18 protein-coding genes and 2 pseudogenes are annotated in these 19,801 nt (G+C 60.1%); 14 read left to right on the forward strand and 6 right to left on the reverse strand.

All coding sequences use genetic code 11. The annotated features are described in order from the left end of the window. Positions 1–24: 24 nt before the first annotated feature. Positions 25–1,068: a porin gene (locus AWB70_RS21235; RefSeq protein WP_053572507.1), complete on the reverse strand. Its 1,044-nt coding sequence runs from the start codon at positions 1,066–1,068 to the stop codon at positions 25–27. A gap of 344 nt (positions 1,069–1,412) precedes the next feature. On the opposite strand from AWB70_RS21235, the gene AWB70_RS21240 reads away from it, so the two are divergent. From AWB70_RS21240 to AWB70_RS21275, 8 genes are all read left to right on the forward strand, one after another. Beyond that, positions 1,413–1,652 (forward strand): tautomerase family protein, encoded by a 240-nt coding sequence (locus tag AWB70_RS21240; protein ID WP_061119765.1) that lies wholly within the window; start codon positions 1,413–1,415, stop codon positions 1,650–1,652. A gap of 36 nt (positions 1,653–1,688) precedes the next feature. Then, the gene (locus AWB70_RS21245) at positions 1,689–2,150 is read left to right on the forward strand and encodes an SRPBCC family protein (protein ID WP_063786789.1); all 462 of its coding nucleotides are present in this window, start codon (positions 1,689–1,691) and stop codon (positions 2,148–2,150) included. Positions 2,151–2,165: 15 nt separating this feature from the next. After that, positions 2,166–3,104, forward strand: a complete 939-nt coding sequence (locus AWB70_RS21250) for a fumarylacetoacetate hydrolase family protein (RefSeq protein WP_053572510.1) — start codon at positions 2,166–2,168, stop codon at positions 3,102–3,104. Between the two features lie 16 nt (positions 3,105–3,120). Next, positions 3,121–4,164, forward strand: a complete 1,044-nt coding sequence (locus AWB70_RS21255; RefSeq protein WP_060854177.1) for a quinone oxidoreductase family protein — start codon at positions 3,121–3,123, stop codon at positions 4,162–4,164. A 20-nt stretch (positions 4,165–4,184) separates the two neighbouring features. Further along, the gene (locus AWB70_RS21260) at positions 4,185–4,904 is read left to right on the forward strand and encodes a GntR family transcriptional regulator (protein ID WP_082378269.1); all 720 of its coding nucleotides are present in this window, start codon (positions 4,185–4,187) and stop codon (positions 4,902–4,904) included. A 298-nt stretch (positions 4,905–5,202) separates the two neighbouring features. Then, complete coding sequence (locus AWB70_RS21265; protein WP_082378257.1) at positions 5,203–6,651, forward strand: MFS transporter; 1,449 nt, start codon at positions 5,203–5,205, stop codon at positions 6,649–6,651. After that, positions 6,651–7,463 (forward strand): SDR family NAD(P)-dependent oxidoreductase, encoded by an 813-nt coding sequence (locus AWB70_RS21270; RefSeq protein WP_053572513.1) that lies wholly within the window; start codon positions 6,651–6,653, stop codon positions 7,461–7,463. Before AWB70_RS21265 ends, AWB70_RS21270 begins: the two co-directional genes overlap by 1 nt. A 29-nt stretch (positions 7,464–7,492) precedes the next feature. Then, a complete protein-coding gene (locus tag AWB70_RS21275) occupies positions 7,493–8,437 on the forward strand; it encodes a VOC family protein (RefSeq protein WP_053572514.1) in 945 nt (314 codons plus the stop codon). Between the two features lie 400 nt (positions 8,438–8,837). Here AWB70_RS21275 and AWB70_RS21280 read toward each other — a convergent pair whose 3' ends face one another. Both AWB70_RS21280 and AWB70_RS21285 read right to left on the reverse strand, forming a co-directional pair. Continuing rightward, on the reverse strand, positions 8,838–9,695 hold the full coding sequence (locus tag AWB70_RS21280) for a VOC family protein (protein WP_053572515.1): 858 nt from the start codon (positions 9,693–9,695) through the stop codon (positions 8,838–8,840). A 48-nt stretch (positions 9,696–9,743) separates the two neighbouring features. Further along, positions 9,744–10,598 (reverse strand): fumarylacetoacetate hydrolase family protein, encoded by an 855-nt coding sequence (locus AWB70_RS21285; protein WP_053572516.1) that lies wholly within the window; start codon positions 10,596–10,598, stop codon positions 9,744–9,746. Between the two features lie 239 nt (positions 10,599–10,837). On the opposite strand from AWB70_RS21285, the gene AWB70_RS21290 reads away from it, so the two are divergent. Continuing rightward, positions 10,838–11,602 carry an SDR family NAD(P)-dependent oxidoreductase gene (locus AWB70_RS21290; protein WP_053572517.1) on the forward strand — a complete coding sequence of 255 codons (765 nt, stop codon included), beginning with the start codon at positions 10,838–10,840 and terminating at the stop codon, positions 11,600–11,602. Between the two features lie 310 nt (positions 11,603–11,912). On the opposite strand, the gene AWB70_RS38375 is transcribed toward AWB70_RS21290, so the two are convergent. From AWB70_RS38375 to AWB70_RS21310, 3 genes and pseudogenes are all read right to left on the reverse strand, one after another. After that, positions 11,913–12,155 carry a hypothetical protein gene (locus AWB70_RS38375; protein WP_143281676.1) on the reverse strand — a complete coding sequence of 81 codons (243 nt, stop codon included), beginning with the start codon at positions 12,153–12,155 and terminating at the stop codon, positions 11,913–11,915. Positions 12,156–12,603: 448 nt separating this feature from the next. Next, a pseudogene (gene cynS, locus AWB70_RS21305) lies at positions 12,604–13,068 on the reverse strand (cyanase); the annotation flags it as partial. A gap of 71 nt (positions 13,069–13,139) precedes the next feature. After that, positions 13,140–13,614, reverse strand: a pseudogene (locus tag AWB70_RS21310) (carbonic anhydrase); the annotation flags it as partial. Between the two features lie 128 nt (positions 13,615–13,742). Here AWB70_RS21310 and cynR point away from each other — a divergent pair. From cynR to AWB70_RS21335, 5 genes are all read left to right on the forward strand, one after another. Further along, a complete protein-coding gene (cynR, locus tag AWB70_RS21315) occupies positions 13,743–14,675 on the forward strand; it encodes a transcriptional regulator CynR (protein WP_053572520.1) in 933 nt (310 codons plus the stop codon). 143 nt (positions 14,676–14,818) lie between these two features. Beyond that, entirely contained in the window at positions 14,819–16,213 is a 1,395-nt protein-coding gene (locus AWB70_RS21320; RefSeq protein WP_053572521.1) for an aminotransferase-like domain-containing protein, read from the forward strand. 571 nt (positions 16,214–16,784) lie between these two features. After that, positions 16,785–18,008 (forward strand): branched-chain amino acid ABC transporter substrate-binding protein, encoded by a 1,224-nt coding sequence (locus AWB70_RS21325; RefSeq protein ID WP_235024310.1) that lies wholly within the window; start codon positions 16,785–16,787, stop codon positions 18,006–18,008. A 61-nt stretch (positions 18,009–18,069) separates the two neighbouring features. Further along, positions 18,070–19,374 (forward strand): amidase family protein, encoded by a 1,305-nt coding sequence (locus AWB70_RS21330; protein ID WP_053572523.1) that lies wholly within the window; start codon positions 18,070–18,072, stop codon positions 19,372–19,374. Positions 19,375–19,402: 28 nt separating this feature from the next. After that, on the forward strand, positions 19,403–19,795 hold the full coding sequence (locus tag AWB70_RS21335) for an ectoine synthase (protein WP_053572524.1): 393 nt from the start codon (positions 19,403–19,405) through the stop codon (positions 19,793–19,795). Positions 19,796–19,801: the final 6 nt, after the last annotated feature.

A 19,801-nucleotide genomic window follows, 5' to 3' on the forward strand; every position in this document is an offset into this window, starting at 1 on the left:
AACCTCGATTCATGAATCGGCAGGTCAGAACGTATGCACCATCCCGAGTTGCACGCCGCGTGCGGGGGCGCCCGGATAGGCGACGGGAATGCCCGCGGTCGTCGCGCCGTTCATGGCGAAGGTAGCGCGGTTGTGGTTCTCGATCCAAGATGCGGCAGCGTACACGTTGGTCCGCTTGGAAAGGAAATAGTTAAGCATCACGCCGACCTGATCAGCGTTACTGTCTAGGTTCGACTTGTCGTGCAAATGTGCCGCTCCGAAGGAGAAGAACGTCGCCGGATCGAACATGTAGCGCACCGATGCCGTGAACACGTCACGGTTTAGCGGCGTGTCCGATTGCCGGTTGTTGTTGTAGCCGAGATAGAAGGTGATATTGCCAAAATTGTACGAGGCGCCGGCATAAAGCGCTTTCAAGACTGTGCCGGCACTTGAACCTGGCCACACAACTCCCACCGGGTCTTCGACGCGCTGATAGCCGACTACCGCACCTACCGGCCCTTTCGCGTATTGGATGCCGATGTGATAACTCGCGATCCCGTTCTGCGACGAATTGCTCGCATCGCGAAGACTGATCATCAACTGCGCCTTGGTACCAGCTATCTCGGGCGACTGGTAGGAGATGGCATTGCTCACGCGGGGGACGATTGCAAGAAAACTGATTAGACCGGAACCGATTGTCAGGCCGTTGAACGCGTCGAGCGCGCCGGAGACCGGAATATATACAGGCGAGTTCTGTCTGCCGAAGCGAAACTCGCCATAGGGACTAGCGAGTCCGACCCAAGCTTGGCGGCCGAAGGCCGAGTTCGGAATACTTGCCGCCCCTGTTGTGGTGAGGATGCCTTGCTCCAAGACGAAATTAATGGAGTAGCCGCCGCCAATATCTTCCTTGCCAAGCATGCCGAATCGCGATCCTAGATACATGCCCGGATCCATGCGCGCAGTCGTCCCACCACCAGTGTTCGCTACTTCTATGCTGTTATCCAGCAAACCATAAAGCGTGACGCTCTGTGCATGGGCTTGCGAGGCGCAAGCGATCAGGGCGGCGCAAAACAAGTGCTTCGTCTCCATTCCGTATTCCTATTTTTTTATGCGCGCTTGGCAGGAAACGACGGCGCGATGGTTTCATGACGTCGAACGGGTTTTTATGTGACGGTCGCAACACTTCGCGAGGAGGTATGGCAGACGCAGCACCCGCACCGGTCGCCGATCGTCACCCGACGAGTTTGTGCATAAAAGAATTTTTGTGCAAGTAAGGCTAATCCCCGACCAGTGGCGGCGCTTCAATAAAACGCGCGGAGCGGCAATGTAGGCCGGGCGCACGAGCAGTTTGATACCCGGCTAGGGACAAACCCTTTGTTTGCAGAATGCATGAAAACATGCATACTTGGGGCGAGTCATCCGAGGAGACAACCGTGCCGTTCGTAAACGTCCAGCATCTGGCGGGTGCGTTCACCCGAGAGCAACAACTGGCAATCATGGAAGACATCGTTGCGGCCGTCGTGCGACAGGGCGGCGAGGGCATCCGCCCCGCAACGATCGTCACGATTACCGAAGTTGCGGACGGACTTTGGTCAGTAGGCGGTCAGAGTCTGACTATGAAGGAAGTCGAGCGGCGCCGGGCTGCCCGTGCCGCGTCGTCCGATAAATCTTGAGTCCCGCCATCTTCAATCGTTAAGGAGAATCAGCCGATGTACGCCATTTCTGCAGCTTTCCAAGTAAATCCGGCCAACGAGCCCGTTCAACTAACACGCGCCCAGATGTGGAAGGGCCTGGTTCAGAAGGCTGAATACGCGGTTCCGTTCGTGCCCGCGATGAAAGAGTGCGAGGTCATCGAGAGGTTCGAGGACGGGTTCATTCGCCAGATTTCGCTGCGCGGCAAGACGGTCCGCGAGCGCATCACGTTCACGCCCGAGGTGCAGGTGCACTTTCAGCGCATCGAATCGGCAGACAACGGCTGGATCACGAATGTGCTGAGCGATTCTGAGCGCGGTCTCACGCTGACGTTCACATTCGCGCTGGTGTTCGACGGCATCGCGGCCGGGTCGGAGGACGAAAAGCGCAAGGGTGAAGAAGTGCGCGAGAGTTATGTTGAAGCGATTTCGGCAACCATCGCGGAGACGCGCCGCCGCGTGCAGGCCGGTGAGATCTGATCACAAGACCCGACGATGAACAGAGATACTTTCGCAAACGTTCCTGCGTATCCGGTGCTCGTCTCGTATGAGTCGAGCCGTGGCGCGCGAACCGGTGTGCTGGTGAACGACCGGGTTCACGACCTTGCGGGCGTGTCCGGCAAAGAAGAATACGCCGAGATGAAGGCGGTGCTCGAGAGCTGGGCCGACGTTGAGCCGTGGCTTGCCAGCTTCGACGCCGCGCGGGCAGGCGAGTCGCTGGCCCAAAGTTCTGTCCGGTTGCTGCCGCCGATTGCAAACCCCGGCGGCATCTACGGCGCCGGTGCGAACTACACCGACCATGCCGAAGAGATGGCCAAAATCACGGGCTCGGCCACGCCGGCGGCCCGCGGCGATCGCTCGTGGCACTTTCTTAAGAGTTCGCATTCGATCGTCGGCCCGGAAGCGACCGTGAGACTGCCGGAGGGCGCAACATCAATCGATTGGGAAGTGGAGCTGGCGGCGGTAATCGGACGTCAAGGCAAGAACATCGCATTGGAAGATGCGCTGAATCACGTCGCCGCGTACACCGTCGCTATCGACTTTTCGGCGCGAGACTGGAGCCGCCGCACCGATCTGTCGGAGCGTTCCCCCTTCCGTATGGACTGGCTCTCGCACAAGAGTTTTGACGGCGCTTGTCCGATCGGGCCTTGGCTCGTTCCCGCCTTCCGCGTGCCAGATCCTCAGGACCTCGGGCTGCAGTTGTCGGTCAACGAGGTCGTAAAGCAGAACTCGAACACCGGCAAAATGATCTTCTCGCTTGCCGAACAGATCCGCGATTTGTCGACGCGCATCACGCTTTGGCCGGGCGACCTCGTACTGACCGGCACGCCGGCAGGCGTGGGCAGCAGCCGCGGGGAATTCTTGCGTAATGGCGATGTGGTGGATGCAGCGGTCTCCGGACTCGGCGTCCTGCGCGTGAAAATTTCTGCTTGACCCACGCGATTGCACCATGAAAAGCACCATGAAAGCCATCGTGATGCGCCGTTTCGGCGGTCCGGAAACGTTGGAACTGGCCGAGGTGCCGCGCCCCGTGCCGCAAGCGGACGAAGTCTTGATTCGGGTGCACGCGGTCACAGTGAATCGAACGCTCGATCTCGCTGTGAGAGCCGGGCGGTACGGCCGGCCAGTAACGCTCCCGCATGTGCTCGGCGCCGACCCGGTCGGCGAGATCGTCGAAATCGGCGATGACGTGGTCGATCGTAAGATCGGCGATCGTGTGGCGACCTTGCCGTTCGTCAAGGCCGCGACCGGATCCGCGCCTCCGGTGCTGCTCGGCGTTTCAGCATGGGGCGGCTATGCCGAATTCGTCGCGGTTCCGGCGCGCATCACGCATCTCGTTCCTGCGAAACTGGATTTTGCAGATGCAGCCGTCGTCGCGCGTCACGCTCCGCTTGCGCTGCATCTGCTGGAGACAAAAGCGAGAGTATGCCCTGGCGAGACGGTTTTAGTGATGGGTGCGAGCGGAGGACTGGGTTCTGTAGGCGTGCAGGTGGCGAAATCACTGGGGGCAACGGTCATCGCGGGGGCCGGTGCACCCGAGCGCGTCGCACGTGCGGTCGCCGCAGGTGCGGATTATGGCATCGACTACCGGCGCTCCGACCTTGTGCAGGAGGTCATGGTGCTGACGGGCGGACGCGGCGTGGATGTCGTGTTCGAGAACATCGGCGATCCGGATCTCTTTCCGCAAGCGGTGTCGAGTCTTGCGCGGGGCGGGCGTCTGGTCACCGCAGGGTCTCATGGCGGCGGAAAGGTCACGCTCAACGTGACGGAGTTGTATCAGAAGCAACTCACGCTGTATGGATCGACAGGACAGACGAGCGGCGACCTCGACCGGGCCCTCGCGCTGGCAGCGGATGGTCTTCTTCAAGCCGAGATCGCCGACACGTTTCCGCTGTCGAGCGCCGCCCGGGCGCATGAGGACTTGGAAGAAGGGCGAATCACTGGAAAAATCGTACTGCTGCCGCAGCATATAGAAGTTCCTCTATCGAGCTAGTGCGCCATAATATCGACATCATGAAACGCGACGAGCCCATCACCATTCAGTCAGCCTTGCCGCATGCTGGCGGCAAGAGCCGGCCGCTTTCAGAGCAGGCATTCAACACGCTGCGGCGCCGCATCCTGCGCGGCGAAATCGCGCCGGGTACCAAGTTGCGCATCGAGGTTTTGCAACAGGAGCATTCGCTGTCGAGCAGCCCGCTTCGCGAAGCCCTGAACCGGCTCGTAGCGGAAGGACTTGTGACGGCGGACGACAACAAGGGATTCCGCGCGGCCGCCGTGTCCGCCGAAGACCTCAAGGACATCACCAATTTCAGGCTGCTGGTTGAGCCAGCCGCGCTGGCGCAATCCATCGCCAACGGAGACGGCGAGTGGGAGGGGCGCATCGTCGCAGAGTTCCATCAGCTCGAGCGCCTGCGAAAGCGTGTGGCTTCAGGAGGCGACTGGCCCGACGAAGAATGGACCGAGCGTCACAAGCTCTTCCATATGGCCATGCTCTCAGCTGCGGAGTCGCCGCGCCTGCTCGCGCTGTGTTCGAGCCTATTCGATCAGTCGGAACGCTATCGGCGTTTTTCTGTTATGAACCGGAAAGAGCCGCGCAATACGGACGAAGAGCATCGCCGTATGATGGAAGCGGTTCTTGACCGGAAGTCGGAGCTTGCCTGCGCGATCCTTCGGGACCATATCGCGCAAACCGCCCGAAATGTCATGCTGATCAAAAGCGTCCAGGACGCGTAAGCGTCTAGGATGCACGCGTTTGACTCCCTGCGTTCATCACGAACGCCGCGGCATCACGGCCGCCCTCGCCATCGAGCCACTCGCGCTCCATCAATTCTATTCTTTCGCTTTTAGACCGAGCGCTCCCGCAAGCGGCTCGCTCTTCCCATTTTTGTGCACAAAGTTGTCGGTAGACTAGTCGACAACGCTGGCTCAGCTCTCTGCCTTCCGGTCTCCGTTTGTTATAGGGAACATCTCTACTTGCACAAAACAGCCTTTGTGCACAAAATAATTTCATAACGAACCGGAGGAAGACAGCATGGCAACGAGCGACAGCCCGCGGTGGGGGCAGCAAGTCAGGCCGATCAGCGGTCAGGACGCATCCAGGGAAGGTTTAGAAGCGGCGGCTTCGAACGAAGAGAACGGCATGGCACATCGCGCGGCGTCGACGGAATCGAAAGCCGCGGCATCGATGCCGCCGCTGTCCAGGGGTTACACCACGCTCGCGGTTCTCATCGTCGCGTACATCATTTCGCTGGTCGACCGCCAAGTCATGTCGTTGATGGTCGCGCCGATCAAGCAGACGCTTCATATCAACGATGTTGAGATCGGTCTTCTCCAGGGATTTTCGTTTGCGCTTTTTTACTGCATCCTGGGTCTGCCACTCGGGCGGATTGCAGATCGCAGCAGCCGGCGCATTCTGATCGCCGCAGGGATGGCGTTTTGGAGTGCCGCAACGATCGCTTGCGCCTTCGCCCACAGCTTCACGGAATTGTTCGTCGCGCGCATGTGCGTCGGCATCGGAGAAGCTGCGCTCGCGCCGGCCGCCTATTCCCTACTCGCCGATCTGTTCCCGCCGAAGCGGCTGATCCGCGCCAACGCGCTTTTCTCGATGGGCGCGATGCTGGGTGGCGGCCTTGCGCTCGTGGTCGGGGGTACGGCGCTCGACTACGCGGCGAAGTTCGCGGGAGTATTGTTCGGCGGGCAGTTCCAAGCATGGCAACTGGTGTTCATCGCGGTTGGTCTGCCCGGGATCCTGCTCACAGGCGTGTTGCTCGCGCTCGTGAAGGAGCCCAAGCGTCTGGACGACACGCCGGTTCCCTCCATCCGTGAAGCTTGCGGTCAACTGTGGGCCCTGCGCGGTCATCTGGTGCCGCTCTACACATGCGCGACCTTGTTGTCGATCGTCATGTTCGCGAATCTCGGCTGGCTGCCGACGCACTTCATCCGCGTCTTCCACATGACGGCCAGCCAGACCGGAATGGGCCTGGGGATCGCACTCATGGCCGGATGCGTGATCGGCGCATATTTCGGCCCGTCGCTTACTGGCATGCTGCTGCGCCGCGGTCATCAGGACGCACATATGCGCACGGTGCTCATCGCTTCGCTCGTCATCATCGTGCCTGTGATGGGGCCGCTTTTGGACAACCGTTATGCAGCCCTGTTCGCAGCCTTCTTGTACTACCTCGTGCAGAACTCGTACTTTGGCGCAATAACCGCGTCGGCCCAGTCCGTCACGCCGAACCGAATTCGCGCGATCAACTCGGGCATTCTGTTCCTCGTCATGAATCTGGTTGGCCTGGGTGGTGCCTCGGTCATCGTCGCCTGGGTTGCCGGTCACGTATTCGGGGGCGGCCCCAATGCGATCGGTCATTCAATTGCGCTCGTCAGTGCCGTTGCCGCGCTTGCTTCGTCCGTCATCGCCCTAAGGACGATGAAGCGCTATCGTCAGCCGGCGGGTATCGTCAACTTCACGGAGAACCGCTGATGTCATTGGAAAAGGAACACGGCCTCGCGAACCTCGAATTTCCTGCGCTCACCCCGGCCGACGGGTACAGGCTCGTTGTCGTGGGCAGTCACGGCGGCATCGGTTCGGCGCTGTGCCGAGCCGCCGAGGCAAACGGCATGCAGGTCGTGGGACTGGATACGGAACAGGCGATCCGCGACAAGCCGGCCGCGTTGGCTGGACCAGCCATCGCCGTGGACGTGCGCGACGAAGTGTCGATCGCGGCGGCCTTTAAACAGGTCGGCGAGTTGCATGGTCGGATCGATGGGCTTGCCTATGTCACCGGGATCGGCATTCCGCCTACGCCTGCGGTGGATCATCAGATCGGGCAGTGGGACAAGACGATGGAGGTGAACCTCCGCGGCGCATTTCTGACTGCGGTAAGCGCACGGCCATTGCTGAAGCCTGACGCTTCGGTTGTTTTCGTCTCGTCGGGTCTCGCGGTTCAGGCGGATCCCGGTTTCGCCGCCTACAGCGCGTCCAAGGCGGGCCTGCTTGCGCTTGCGAAAACGCTTGCAAAAGAGTGGGCGCCGGTACGTGTAAATTCCGTCGCTCCAGGCCTCGTCAGTACCGCCTTCCTGGGCGGTGGGAGCGGGCAAGGCAAGGCTGTCGATGGAACCGTCGAGGACTGGTTCGGACCCGAGCGGGCTCGCGCGATCTTGGAGACCATTCCGCTGAAGCGGATTGCCGTTCCGGACGACGTTGTCGCGCCGATGCTCTTTCTCCTGGGGACGGGTTCTCGGTTCGTCACTGGACAGACCCTGCACGTGAACGGTGGAAGGCTGTCGCTCTAACGGCATCATTTTTTCATGGATCCAATAGCATGAGTATCATCAAATGTAACGAGCTGCTCTACATCCGGCGCAGCGTGCCGGACGTCACGCAAGTCGAGACATTCCTCAATCGCTTCGGTCTAATCACCTGCGCAAAGCAGGGCGAATCCGTGTACTTGCGCGCCACCGATCCCGTTCACCACTGCTATATCCTAGAACAGGGTCCGGCCCGCCTGTTGGGATTCGCCTTCTTGGCCAAATGCGAGGCGGATCTAAGAACGCTGGCGGCGGGCACCGGCCGTGACGTGGAAGAGATCACCGAGCCGGGCGGCGGTCTGCGAGTGCGCCTGAAAGAGCCGAACGGCTATGACGTGGATATCGTCTACGGCATCGCCGTGCCCGAGCCGATCAACGTGGAGCGTCAGGCCGTCAACACCGGCCGCGAGCCGACGCTTCGTGCCGACGAACCGCTGCGCTTGCCTCGCGGCCAGGCAACGCCGGTCAAGCGGATCGCGCATGTGGTCCTGGGGACGCCGCTCGTCGAAGAAACTGCTGCATGGTTTCGCGAAACGCTCGGCATGCTGCCCTCGGACGAAGTCTTTCGCACGGCCGGCGGTGAACAGATTGCGTCGTTCCTGCGCGTCGATAAAGGCGCCGAGCATGTCGATCATCACGCGTTTCTGCCGATGCGTTCGGATACCGCCGGCTTCCAGCACGTTTCGTTCGAATCGCAGGATATCGATGCCGTGATGGCCGACCACCATTATCTGAAGTCGATGGGCTATGAGCACCTGTGGGGTATTGGTCGCCACTTGCTTGGCAGCCAACTCTTCGATTACTGGAACGACCCGCTAGGCTATGCACACGAGCATTGGGCCGACTCGGACCGTCTTTCGGCGACTGCAACCACCGGAGTATGGGAGGCCAAGGAAGGCATGGTCACGCAGTGGGGTGAGGGCGCAAGCGAGCAATTCCGCCATAACGTGAAGCCGTGACTCTAGTTCGTTCAAGAGTAACCGACTTACAAGGGTCGTGCGCAAGCCAATTGTACGTAGCGAGCCGGACGAAATAGTCGACCGTCGTAAGCCTCTCTCAGGGGCTCCGCTCGGAGCCTTTTTGCAGACGCTCTGGCGTCGGCTTTTTTTGTGTGGCTTGAATGGAATTTACGATTCGGACAGGAAGTCTATTGAGCCCGGGGCACCAAAGGTCAGCTCGACGCCTGTTCGCAAACTCCCATGCGGGGGCTGAGCAACTTTTCGTTTCGTCGCAGAAGTGCGGGACCCCGCCATACGCTAAATTGTGGCATCCAGTTATTCCCCGACGGAGGGAACGGTGGCCTGCGGCGCCGACGACACTGAGTCGTCGGCGCGTGCGAGGGAGTTGCCAACTGTAGCCTCAACTTCTCATCCAAGCGCGGCCCCAGCTATTTAGCGTGCGTTCGCCGTGAGGCCAAACACCGGGCTTGGCGCCGACCGCGACGCGTGCGAGTTCCGCCGAAAATTCGAGTCGATTTCCATCGGGGTCGGTGACCATGAAGAAGAGGTTGTTACCCGGTCCATGACGTCCCGGCCCGAAGAAGATCGGCACATCAATTGCCGCGAACCGGTCGCCCCAATCGCGGATGTCGTTCCATTTATCGGTTTCGTAGCAATGGTGATCCCATTCGTTTCGCGAGCCCTGGAAGAACGCGAGGCTGTGATGCTCGTCGTCCGAGCGGAGGAATACCACTGCGACACGGCCGTTATCATCCACTACTTCGTCGGAAATGGAGAAACCGACGATATCGGTGTAGAAGTTCACAACGCGTTCGAGTTCGGTCGTTTGAAAAACGGTGTGCTGCAGGCGGGCCGGAAGACCGTCGCGACTAGCGACCGATGCCGCGTCGGACATCTCAAGTCCGAAAGCCATCCGGCGACCTTGCGGATCGCCAATCACGAATGCGCCGGGTTGAAACAGCGAGGCGGTCAGAGCCTGGCAGGCTAGCCCATGATTCTGCAGTCGCTTACGCAGCGCGTTGAGTTCCTCCTGATTTCGCATCGCGTAGCCGAAATGCGGCCCGCGCCCGCTCGAACGCGCGGTGATCTCCACCGCGCGGTCCCGACCGACCAGGACAACCCGATCATGGTCTGTTCCACCCACAGAGGTCATCTGCATCTGCGATGTATAGAACTCGGCGAGCCGCCCGGGGTTGTCCGACACGACGTGGAGGTGATGCAGGCGCGCGGGCGTGCTTTGCTGAAGCGAAAAAGTCAAATGACCCTCCTGTTTATGTCCCTGAAGCGTTCCAAGCCGATCTGTCGGTCATAGCAGTTCGTCGACGACGATGTTTCTCAGCGTGCCGACGCGCGAGATCTCGACCTCCACAACATCGCCCGGCTTCATCCACAGCGGCGGATCGCGAAACGCTCCGACGCCGCCGGTCGTGCCTGTGATGATCACGTCGCCCGGCAAGAGCTCGGTGAATACGGAGCAGTACTCGATCAGCCGTGCGACGTCGAAAATTAGGTCATTCGTGAACGCTTCTTGGACGATCGCGCCGTTCAGGCGGGTGATGAGCTTGAGGGACGAAGGGTCGCCCACTTCGTCGGGCGTGACAAGGCAAGGCCCGAAGCCGCCCGTGGCGGGGAAGTTCTTGCCCGGCGTGAACTGGATCGTATGTTTCTGCCAGTCGCGCACGGTGCCGTCGTTGTAGCACGCATATCCTGCAACGTGTTGCAGGGCGTCGGCCTGCTTTACATGCCGCGCCCGCTTCCCGATGACGACGGCCAGCTCGCCTTCGAAGTCGAGCTTCTCCGAGACGTTAGGGCGCACGATGTGCCCCTCGTGACCGGTTTGGGAGTCGGCCCACCGCGTGAAGATCATAGGATGCTTTGGCACTTCGCGCCCTGTCTCCTGCACGTGCGACAGATAGTTGATCCCTACGCATAGGATCTTTTGCGGGTCCGGAATCACCGGCAGGAGGTTGACATTTGCAAGCTGAAGCGCAGCGTCGGCGGTTGCAGCCCAACCACCGAGGTCGGACAACGTGTCCTTCTGCAGCGCTTCTTTCAAAGTTGCGCCGAATCGCGATGCGAGCGGTCCGGCGTCGATGACGCGCGCGCCATCGAGCAAGCCCCAAGACGCCGTACCCTGGTGTTCAAAGCTAATCAATCTCATGTTTGTCTTCCTAGAATGACAGACGTATGCTAAATTTTTGATGGGGCTGCCGTCAACAGGATTATGGCGGTCCGAGATAGTTTCCGGAGGTTCGAAACCATGTCGGAAGGCGCATGCCCTTGAGCTTTTTCATTTCTTAGGACACCGTTCCTTGTGCTTGAAGAGTGATCGGTGCTGCGTTTTCAGTTCACGCGGCGGCACACGCCGTGTCATAGCAGATACACACGGAGGAGATTGAGATGGCGGGACGACTCGAAGGGAAGGTGGCTGTCATAACCGGAATTGGCAGCGGCATGGGACGCGCTGCGGCGATTCTATTCGCTGCAGAAGGGGCGAAAGTGGTGGGATGCGACATCGACGAGGAGAGCGGCAGTGCGACGATCGATTCGATTCGCGAAGCTGGAGGGATCGCTGTGGCGCTTGCTCCCTGCGACCCATCCGAAGCGGATCAGGCTCAGGCGCTGATTGACTCCGCCGTGGCAAGTTATGGTGCCATCGACATCGTCTACAACAACGCTGCAAAGGTGCACTTCGCGCCCATCGAAGAGATGACTATCGAGATGTGGCGTGGCACGATGAAGGGCGAACTCGATATAGTGTTCAACGTGTGCAAGGCCGCGTGGGGACACCTCAAGGAGCGGGGCGGGTCGATCATCAATTGTGGATCGGTATCCGGGAAAATGGCCTATGAGGTGCTTCCCGCCCTTGCACACTCCGCGGGCAAGGGCGGGGTCATTGCAATGACGCGTCACCTGGCCATGGAAGGCGGCAAACATGGCATTCGGGTAAACAGTATTTCACCTGGGCTCGTGAGAACCGCGGCTACCGCTGCACTCATGGAAAACCCTGCATGGTTCGAGCCCATGAAACGCAAGCTGATGTTGAATGGACGTGTCGGAACGCCGGAGGACGTCGCGTATTGCGCGCTGTACCTCGCCAGCGACGAAGCCGGCTGGGTCACGGGCGCCGACTTCGCTATCGACGGCGGTACTACTGCATGGTGATGTGCCGCCCGTCGCATCCTTCTTACGGTTGTCGCCCTGCGATCCGGTGTGCGGTCCGAAGCGGCGATCGCGATCGAAGATCGAAAATCGCCGCGGTGCTGACTCGCGGTATCACATCTTCTATCGGGACACGATTCGCGACGCCTTTAACGAACGGGACGTCGCCGCGTCCGCATTCAAGCGGCTGTAACGGAACGATCCGCTGAATGTGCCGGTCGCTTGAGAAGAGTCATGCGGCGGCGGCGCCGCGCTGATGAGCTGCTCTGGACGCGCAGCGAGCGGGCGTCTTGCTGGACGGCGCAGTCTCGTGTCATCTGTCGGCAATCCGCCCGCATTCGCTGCGGGCGGCCGTCGACTTCATCCAGCGGGCCGTGGCGGTGGTCTGATAGAAGCGCTTCTTGTTACCCGCCGTGATTGACACGCCGTCGAGCTTGCTGAGTTCGTCGACCGTGTGGCAGATCAAGCGGCCATCAAAGCCACCCACGGCATGAGTGGCACGGACCGTGTCACGTATGCGATCAACTATCCCTATAAGCGGATCATCTTGGTTCACATGCTGCCGCGCGCCGTCCCGCGCCTTTGTGCCTAACACGACAAGACGTCTTGAGCGCTTGCCTCGGCAGCACGATCGTCGACGTGCCCACCACTCGCCCCGATGCGGCAGGCGCGCTGGACGGTGAGCGAAGGCTTAACCAACGGAGGCACAATCGTCGGCAGTCTGAGTATGACCATCAGCACGACGCGCTCGATGGTGCCAGCCATCGACGTCATCGCCCAGATTGCCAACGTCAAGACTCATCCCTCCGTGCGGCTCGGGACAGAGCAAGGCGGCCTCGCGATCCATGGCTGGGTCTCGACGGGGGATCCCGTTTCGATGTCATAGTCGAGAGAGCCAACGCATTCCTAAAAGCCTCACGTTCTCGTGCCGCATTAGGTCGAACCCGATATCGCAAACGGCGTGCGGCTAGCTCGCGCTTCGTGGCCAAGTATTCGTGAGCTCGGAACGGCTTCGTAAGATATTTCCCGTCCAGTGTGATCACCGCCCGGTGGCCGCCTTCCGAATCGTCAACCTTCTTGATGTCGAGCTTGAAGTTGATCGCACTGATGATGCCGTCGCCGAATTCTTCATGTACCAGAGCCTTTAGCGTCGAGCCATAGACCTGCACCATTTCGTAGAAGCGGTAGATCGTCGGGTCGGTGGGTGCGCCGCCCGGAATGCTGCCACGCATCGGAATCGTCTGCAGGGCGCGCGCCGCGTCCGAGTCGAGACCGAGCCTGTCGGCCACGACTCTTGCCGCATCCGCCGGCAGGGGATGCTGTCCGAAAAGCGCGGCGGTCACGAAGGCAATGCTGAGTCCGGTGCCTTCCGTGAGTTGCCTGAAGGTTAGGTTCTTCGCGATCTTGGCGTCGATGATTGCGTCGGACAGCGTTGCACGCGCGTTCTGACGATACTGGGACTGACTCATGATGAATCTCCGGATGGGAAGTTAAGGTGCCGGTCAGGCGGCAAGCTCGCACGGGCCGGTTCTGCACACGCGTTCGGATGCTTCGAAAGTGAGACGAAACGGTTTTCGCGAATCATCGAGTCGATGCGGTCGCGTTCGCTTGAATGCTTGCGTGCTTCGTTCACCACACGCGCTGAATCCGCATACTTGAGCCAGCTCCGGACCGACGGAATGTGATCCATGCAGGCGCATGTCGCGATTACATTCATGGCGCCGCAGTCCGAATGGCCGCAAATGACGATGTCGGTCACGCCGAGTCCCGCGACGGCATATTCGACGGTCGCGGTCAAGCCGCCCGGTTCCGGACCAAGAAGGAACGATGTTGCCGGCATCACGGATGACGAACAGGTCGCCCGGTTCACGCTGCGTCACGAGTTCGGGCACGAGCCGGCTGTTTGAACACGAGATAAACAGCGCGCGGGGATTTTGGCTCGTTGCAAGCCTCCTAAAGAGGTTGGTGCGCTGCGAGAAGGCTTCCCGCTGAAATCTGAGAAATCCGTCGATGATGTTTCATCTTCACTCTGCGATTGTGAACGGTGGCTCGATGAGGCGAATGCTCGACGGTTTCGGCTGTAGTGTCCAAGACCGGCTTCTTATCCGATCTATTGGGAAGAAATACCGAAGGAGTCGCAACCATGCTGCTACGACATATCCGGTATCTGCTAGCCGTAGCGGAGCATCGCAATTTCACGCGCGCCGCGCAGGCCCTGCACGTATCTCAGCCCACGCTCTCGCAGCAGATCCGACAACTCGAAGAAGCCCTCGGCGCTCTCTTGCTGGATCGGACTGTGCGTCCTATTCGCCTGACCGACGCAGGGGAGGCCTATGTCAGCCATGCGCGGCGTGCGCTGCAGCAACTTGAGTTCGGCAAGCGCGCCATTTCCGATGTTCAGGACCTCAGCCGCGGCGTTCTGCGCATCGCGGCAACCCCAACCTTCACCGCTTACTTCGTCGGACCGTTGATTGAGGCATTCAACCGTCTGCATCCGAAAATCATGTTGAGCTTCACGGAGATGCCACAAGATCGGATGGAGGCCCTGCTTTCCGACGACCCGCTCGACGTCGGAATCGCATTCGACACGGTCTCGAATGAGGAAATCGAGCCGCAGGTACTTTTCGTCGAGGAACTTGCGCTGATGATCGGCAAGGCGCATCCCCGAGCAAGACGGCAGCTTCGCATGACGCTCAACGAACTCAAGGAGGAGCCGCTGATCTTGTTGAACGGAGAATTCGCGACGCGCCGATACATCGACCGTTATTTCCACGAGAACGGGGTGGCACCGCGGCTTGCAATGGAAGTCAATTCGATCAGCGCCGCGATTGAAGTCGTCAGCCGCAGTGCGCTTGCGACGCCGCGTCCAGCCGCAATCACGCGTGAGCATCGAGGGCTGTGCAGCGTCCAGCTTGAGCCGGCACTGCCGCAGCGGACGGCCGCGCAGCTGCTTCGCAAGAGTGGGTACAGGAGCGCGGCGACACGGGCTTTCGTGGCTTTATCGCTGCTGCAAAGCGATGCCGAGCGTGCCGCTGGGAAGCGGGTCAAGCGGAGCAAACGTCCTACCACCGAGTGAGGTCTTGCATCTTCTGGCGGTTGGTTCGACGTTTGGCGACAATGCGACGAAGGTGTCAGGCGGATTCGAACGCCGACGATTAACAAATGCTTTAAGCAAACTGCTTTTCGCATACAATCTTCCGAATGTATGTATTGAGAGCGATGATGATCAAGCGGTGGGTTCCGGATATCAAAGCGCGTAAGGGTCCAATCTATCAGCGCATTGCTGATGCGATGGCCGCCGACATCTCGCATGGAACGCTAAATCGGGGCGACCGGCTTCCACCTCAACGAGCTCTGGCCGCGGCGATCGGGGTCGACTTTTCGACCATCAGCCGCGCCTATGCAGAGGCGCAGCGGCGCGGCCTTATCGATGCGCGAGTCGGCAGGGGCACATTTGTCCGTCATTTGCGCGACCGAGCGCCCACGCCGTCGTCCAGTGCATCGACGGATTTCATGGTGAACTCGCCGCCCAATGTGTTCGAGGGCGAGGCGGGCAATACTCTCTGGAACGAGGTGTCAAGGGCAACGGTCGCACTCGATGCCAAGGCATTCATGCGGTATCAGCCACCGGCGGGAACGATCCACGACCGCGACGTGGGCGCGCAATGGCTGCGCCAGCGCCTGAGCGCGGTCTCGGCGGAGCAGGTACTCGTCTGTCCAGGAACGCAATCCGCATTGCTCGTGGTCATCATGATGCTTGCTGCAAAGGACGACGTCCTGTGCGTCGAAAACCTCACTTATCCTGGCATCATTCTCATCGCGCGCTATCTTGGGATCCGCCTGGTAGGTGTCGAAATGGACGATCAGGGCGCTATTCCGGAATCTGTGGACAAGGTGTGCAAGGAACATCGGGTGAAGGCGTTCTATTGTATGCCGACCTTGCACAATCCCACCACGCGGAGCATGTCGCTGAAACGCAGGATGGCGATTGCGAGCGTGCTGTCACGCCATCGCGTTTCGCTGATCGAGGATGACAACTATTGGCCGCTTCTCGCTGAGAGCGGCAACGAGTTGCCGCCGCTTTCGAGTTTCTTGCCCGACCAGTCTTTCTATCTTTCGGGGCTCTCCAAATGTCTCACGCCGGCGCTGCGAATTGCCTATCTGGCGACGCCGGAAAAGTCTTTCGCCGAGCGTGCTGCTGTCATTTTGCGCGCGACCGCGTCGATGGCGTCACCTCTGAGCGCTGCGTTAGCAACCCGATGGATCGAAGATGGCACCGCGTCAACCTTACTTGCCGCAATATGCCAAGAGGTCGCAGCGCGGCAGTCGTTGGCGCGGGACATTTTGCCCGAACAGACGAAACACACGGACTTGCGAGCATTCCACACCTGGTTGGTACTGCCGAAAATCTGGACCCGAGCGGCTTTCGCCGAGCGGCTTCGAGCTGACGGCATCAACATCGCCTTGAGCGATGCTTTTTGCGTCGGCGTAGCAGAGGAGGCCGTGCGCCTCTCATTGGGTGGGCCGCCCACCATCGGCGACCTGAAGTTCGGGCTCGAAAAGATCGCATCGCTGCTCCGCTCTGACCTATCTGAGCCCAGCGTGATCGTGTGAGCTCTGCGTGCTGCGAGTACGCCGGCCTCGCCGGCCTCGCCGGATGCGCCAGTCGTTACCGAAGCAGTTCGGCTGCAGTCGTCCTTTTGAGACGAAGATGCCGAGCGGTCGAAGCGAGACCGATACGCCTTTGTTCGACCGTTCGACCCGCTGCGATACGGCCGACACTGCCGCCGTATCGCCCCCCGATTCAGTTCCGACCCGTTGCATGCTGGCACGGCAATGGACGTCTTCTCACGTTAGTTTGAAGCCGACCGCCCTCAGTGTTTGTAACCACTGGCCCGCACCCTTTGAAGGATTGCTATCCCTCAGCGGATTGCACTCATCATGGGCGATGCGACCTAAGAATCTAAGACGCATATCCGGAGGAGCGCCCGGTACACCGATCCCTAGATTCTGCGAACACGTTTCTCATAGCGTTCGTTCCCAGCGTGGCTGCATACAATCGTTTCAATGTCTGCATCTCGCAATCTGCAAGAGACAGGCGTCCTCTTGTCCATATCGCCGGGTGTGCTTTCTAACTATTATGAAAATGGTTGCCTAGCCGAAGCTTTGCCAGCATCATCACGTCATGCCATTGTATGTATCTTTGTATGCGTACAAGTGCCAGTTAACCAAACAACCGACGCTGGATGGATGGGAGCGAGCAATGAGGGCTATAACGGGTTTTATTGGCGGTGCGTTGTCGCTGACGCTGGCGCTCGCGCCGATTGCGGGGCGGGCCGACGATGCGATCGTCAAGATCGGCTTTGCGGCGCCGCTTACCGGGCCGTCCGCGGCCGACGGCAAGGAAATGGAAAACGCCGCGCGGCTGGCGGTCGAAGATGCGAATTCACGCCATCCGACGCTCAAGGGAAAGGCGGTTCGATTCGAACTCGAACCGCAAGACGATCAAGGCGATCCTCGCATCGCTTCGCAGATTGCCCAGCGATTCGCCGACATCGGAGTGTCGGGCGTTGTAGGGCACTTCAATTCCACCTGTAGCATCGCCGCTGCGAGAACGTACTCGGCAGCCAACATTGCCCAGGTCAGTCCAAGTTCGACTAGCGCGTCTTATACGCAGCAGGGCTACAAGACGACCTTCAGGGTGGTGGGTCACGATGCCGTAGCCGGCGCGACGCTCGGCAACTATCTGGTCGATCAGCTGAAGGCCAAGCGAATCGCGATCATCGACGATCAGACTGACTTCGGGCGAGGCCTCGCCGACCGGGTCGAGGCGACCCTGCGCGAGCGCCACGCGAACGTTGTGGCGCATGAATATGTGACCGATAAGACCATCGACTTTAGCGCCGTGCTCACTAAGCTGCGCGCCAAGAACCCCGATGTCATTGTCTTCGGCGGCTTCGACGCGCAGGCGGCTCAGGTGGTAAGACGGATGCGCAGTTTGGGTCTGACGGCGACGCTCGTCGGCGAGGGGTTCAACAACGAGATCTTTCTTGACCTTGCCAAAGGCGAGGGAGAGGGTTCGCTGGCCGTTCAGCCCGGTATACCGTTTTCGCAGATGCCCGGACTGGACTTCGTCAATCGTTATCGCACGCGCTTCGGTACGAGTCTGAAAGGCTTCCAGGGGCCGTATGCCTACGACGCCGCGTCGGTGATCATCGAAGCGGTGCTTAAGGCTCAGTCGAAGGATCCGGCCAAAGTGCTGGCTGCTGTCGCCGACAGCAGCATCAAAGGCGCCACCGGACCTATCGCATTCGATGCACGCGGCGATCTGGCCAGCGCTCCATACACGCTCTACAAGCTAGAAGGAAAAGACTGGCGCGACATCGACGTGATCCGGGCGAAGCAATGACATGCAGGCTTAATGCGTTGGCAAGCGAAGTAAGGTCTCGCACGCGGGAGGGCTGAGACAGATGTCGGGCGAATCGAGGGTCGAGCAAAGCCGAGCGGTTTCGTTGGCATTCAGTGGGCTGGACAAAGTGTTCCTGCGCACGCGATTCGATGCCGCTGCAGCCGATGCCATCGCGACTGACCAGGCAGTCGCATCCGGCGCAAGCCTCCCGCTGAACGGACTGATTCTGGCCGTGAAGGCGTGCTTCGATGTCGCCGGATGGGTCACCGACGCGGCTTCGGCCGTTCTATCGGACCAGCCCGAAGCGACGCGCGATGCTCCGGTCGTTGCTGGGCTGCGCGCCGCCGGTGCAACACTGGTGGCGCACACTAACATGACCGAATTCGCCTTCGGCGCTCTTGGCATCAACAACACCACGGGCACGCCGGTTACTCCGCTCGATGCGCATGGAGAACGTGTTGCCGGCGGATCGACTTCCGGCGGCGCCGTTGCAGTTGCAAGAGGTTTTGCGGACATTGCGCTCGGTACCGACACGAGCGGTTCGATCAGGATTCCGGCGGCGTTTTGCGGGATCGTAGGCTTCAAGCCTTCGACGAATGTTATCTCAACGCAAGGGTGCATTCCGCTGTCGACCACCTTCGATGCGCCAGGCTTCATTGCCCGCGATGTAAGCACCATTGTCAGGGTGGTAGAGGCGTTGAAACTTTACAGGACACCCGTCGTGCGGGTTCGGCCGACGAGGCAGCTTGAAGGGATCCGGCTGGCTCTGCCCGTGGATTTCGCACTGACTGGTTGCGATCCGACTGTCGTCGCAGCGTTTGAAGCGTGTGTCAATCGCCTTGCCAGCCTTGGTGCTTCGATCGTCGAGACCGACTTCATGGACCTTAGAGCGCCGTCGCGTATTGCCGCCGAAAGCGGGATCATTGTGGCGGACGCCTTCGCATGGCACGAACCGTGGATTCGTACGCGACTGGCGCGTTACGACCCGCTCGTCGGGCCCAGGATATTGCGCGGTGAATCGATTCCGGCTTATCGATACCTGAAGGGCGCGGCAGCGCTCAAGCACGAAGCCAATGTGTTTGACGCAGAAATGGCGCGCTACGATGCTCTGTTGACCCCGACAGTGCCCATTGTTCCGCCTCGGATCGCAGACGTGACCGCGGACGAGATCGAGTATCTGCGTGTGAACGCGCTATCTTTCAGTCTCACCGAGCTGGCGAATCGCCTTGACGCGCCGAGCATCGCCATGCAGTTCGATCCGGCCAGGCCGCGACCGTTCGGGCTGATGCTCACTGGACGCCGCCATCGCGACATCGATCTGCTCTCCGTGGCGCGCCGAGTCGAGGCGGCGCTGTCGAAACCTTAATGCGAGATCCATCGAAGAGGAAACAGAAATGATCGTCAGAGACGTTGCATCGATCGTTGGAACGGCACGGCACGCCTCCGGAAAAGGGTGGGAGAGCAAGCGGCTCATCGTCGCGAGCGATGACGTGGGATTTTCGGTTCATGACACCACGGTCCTCGAAGGAACTGAGCTGGAACTGGAGTACAAGCATCACATCGAGGCTAACTACTGCTTCGCAGGAGAAGGAGAAGTCGTCAACCTCGCCACCGGCGACACGCACACCATTCAGGCCGGATCCATCTACGTCCTCGATAAGCACGACCGTCATAAAGTGCGCGCAGTCAAAGGCGATCTTCGTTTGGTCTGCGTTTTCAATCCGCCTCTCGTCGGTGATGAAACGCATCGAGATGACGGCAGTTACGCACCTTCGCGAAATCAGTAGCCCACC

The organism is Caballeronia cordobensis, assembly GCF_001544575.2.
GTDB classification, from domain to species: domain Bacteria; phylum Pseudomonadota; class Gammaproteobacteria; order Burkholderiales; family Burkholderiaceae; genus Caballeronia; species Caballeronia cordobensis.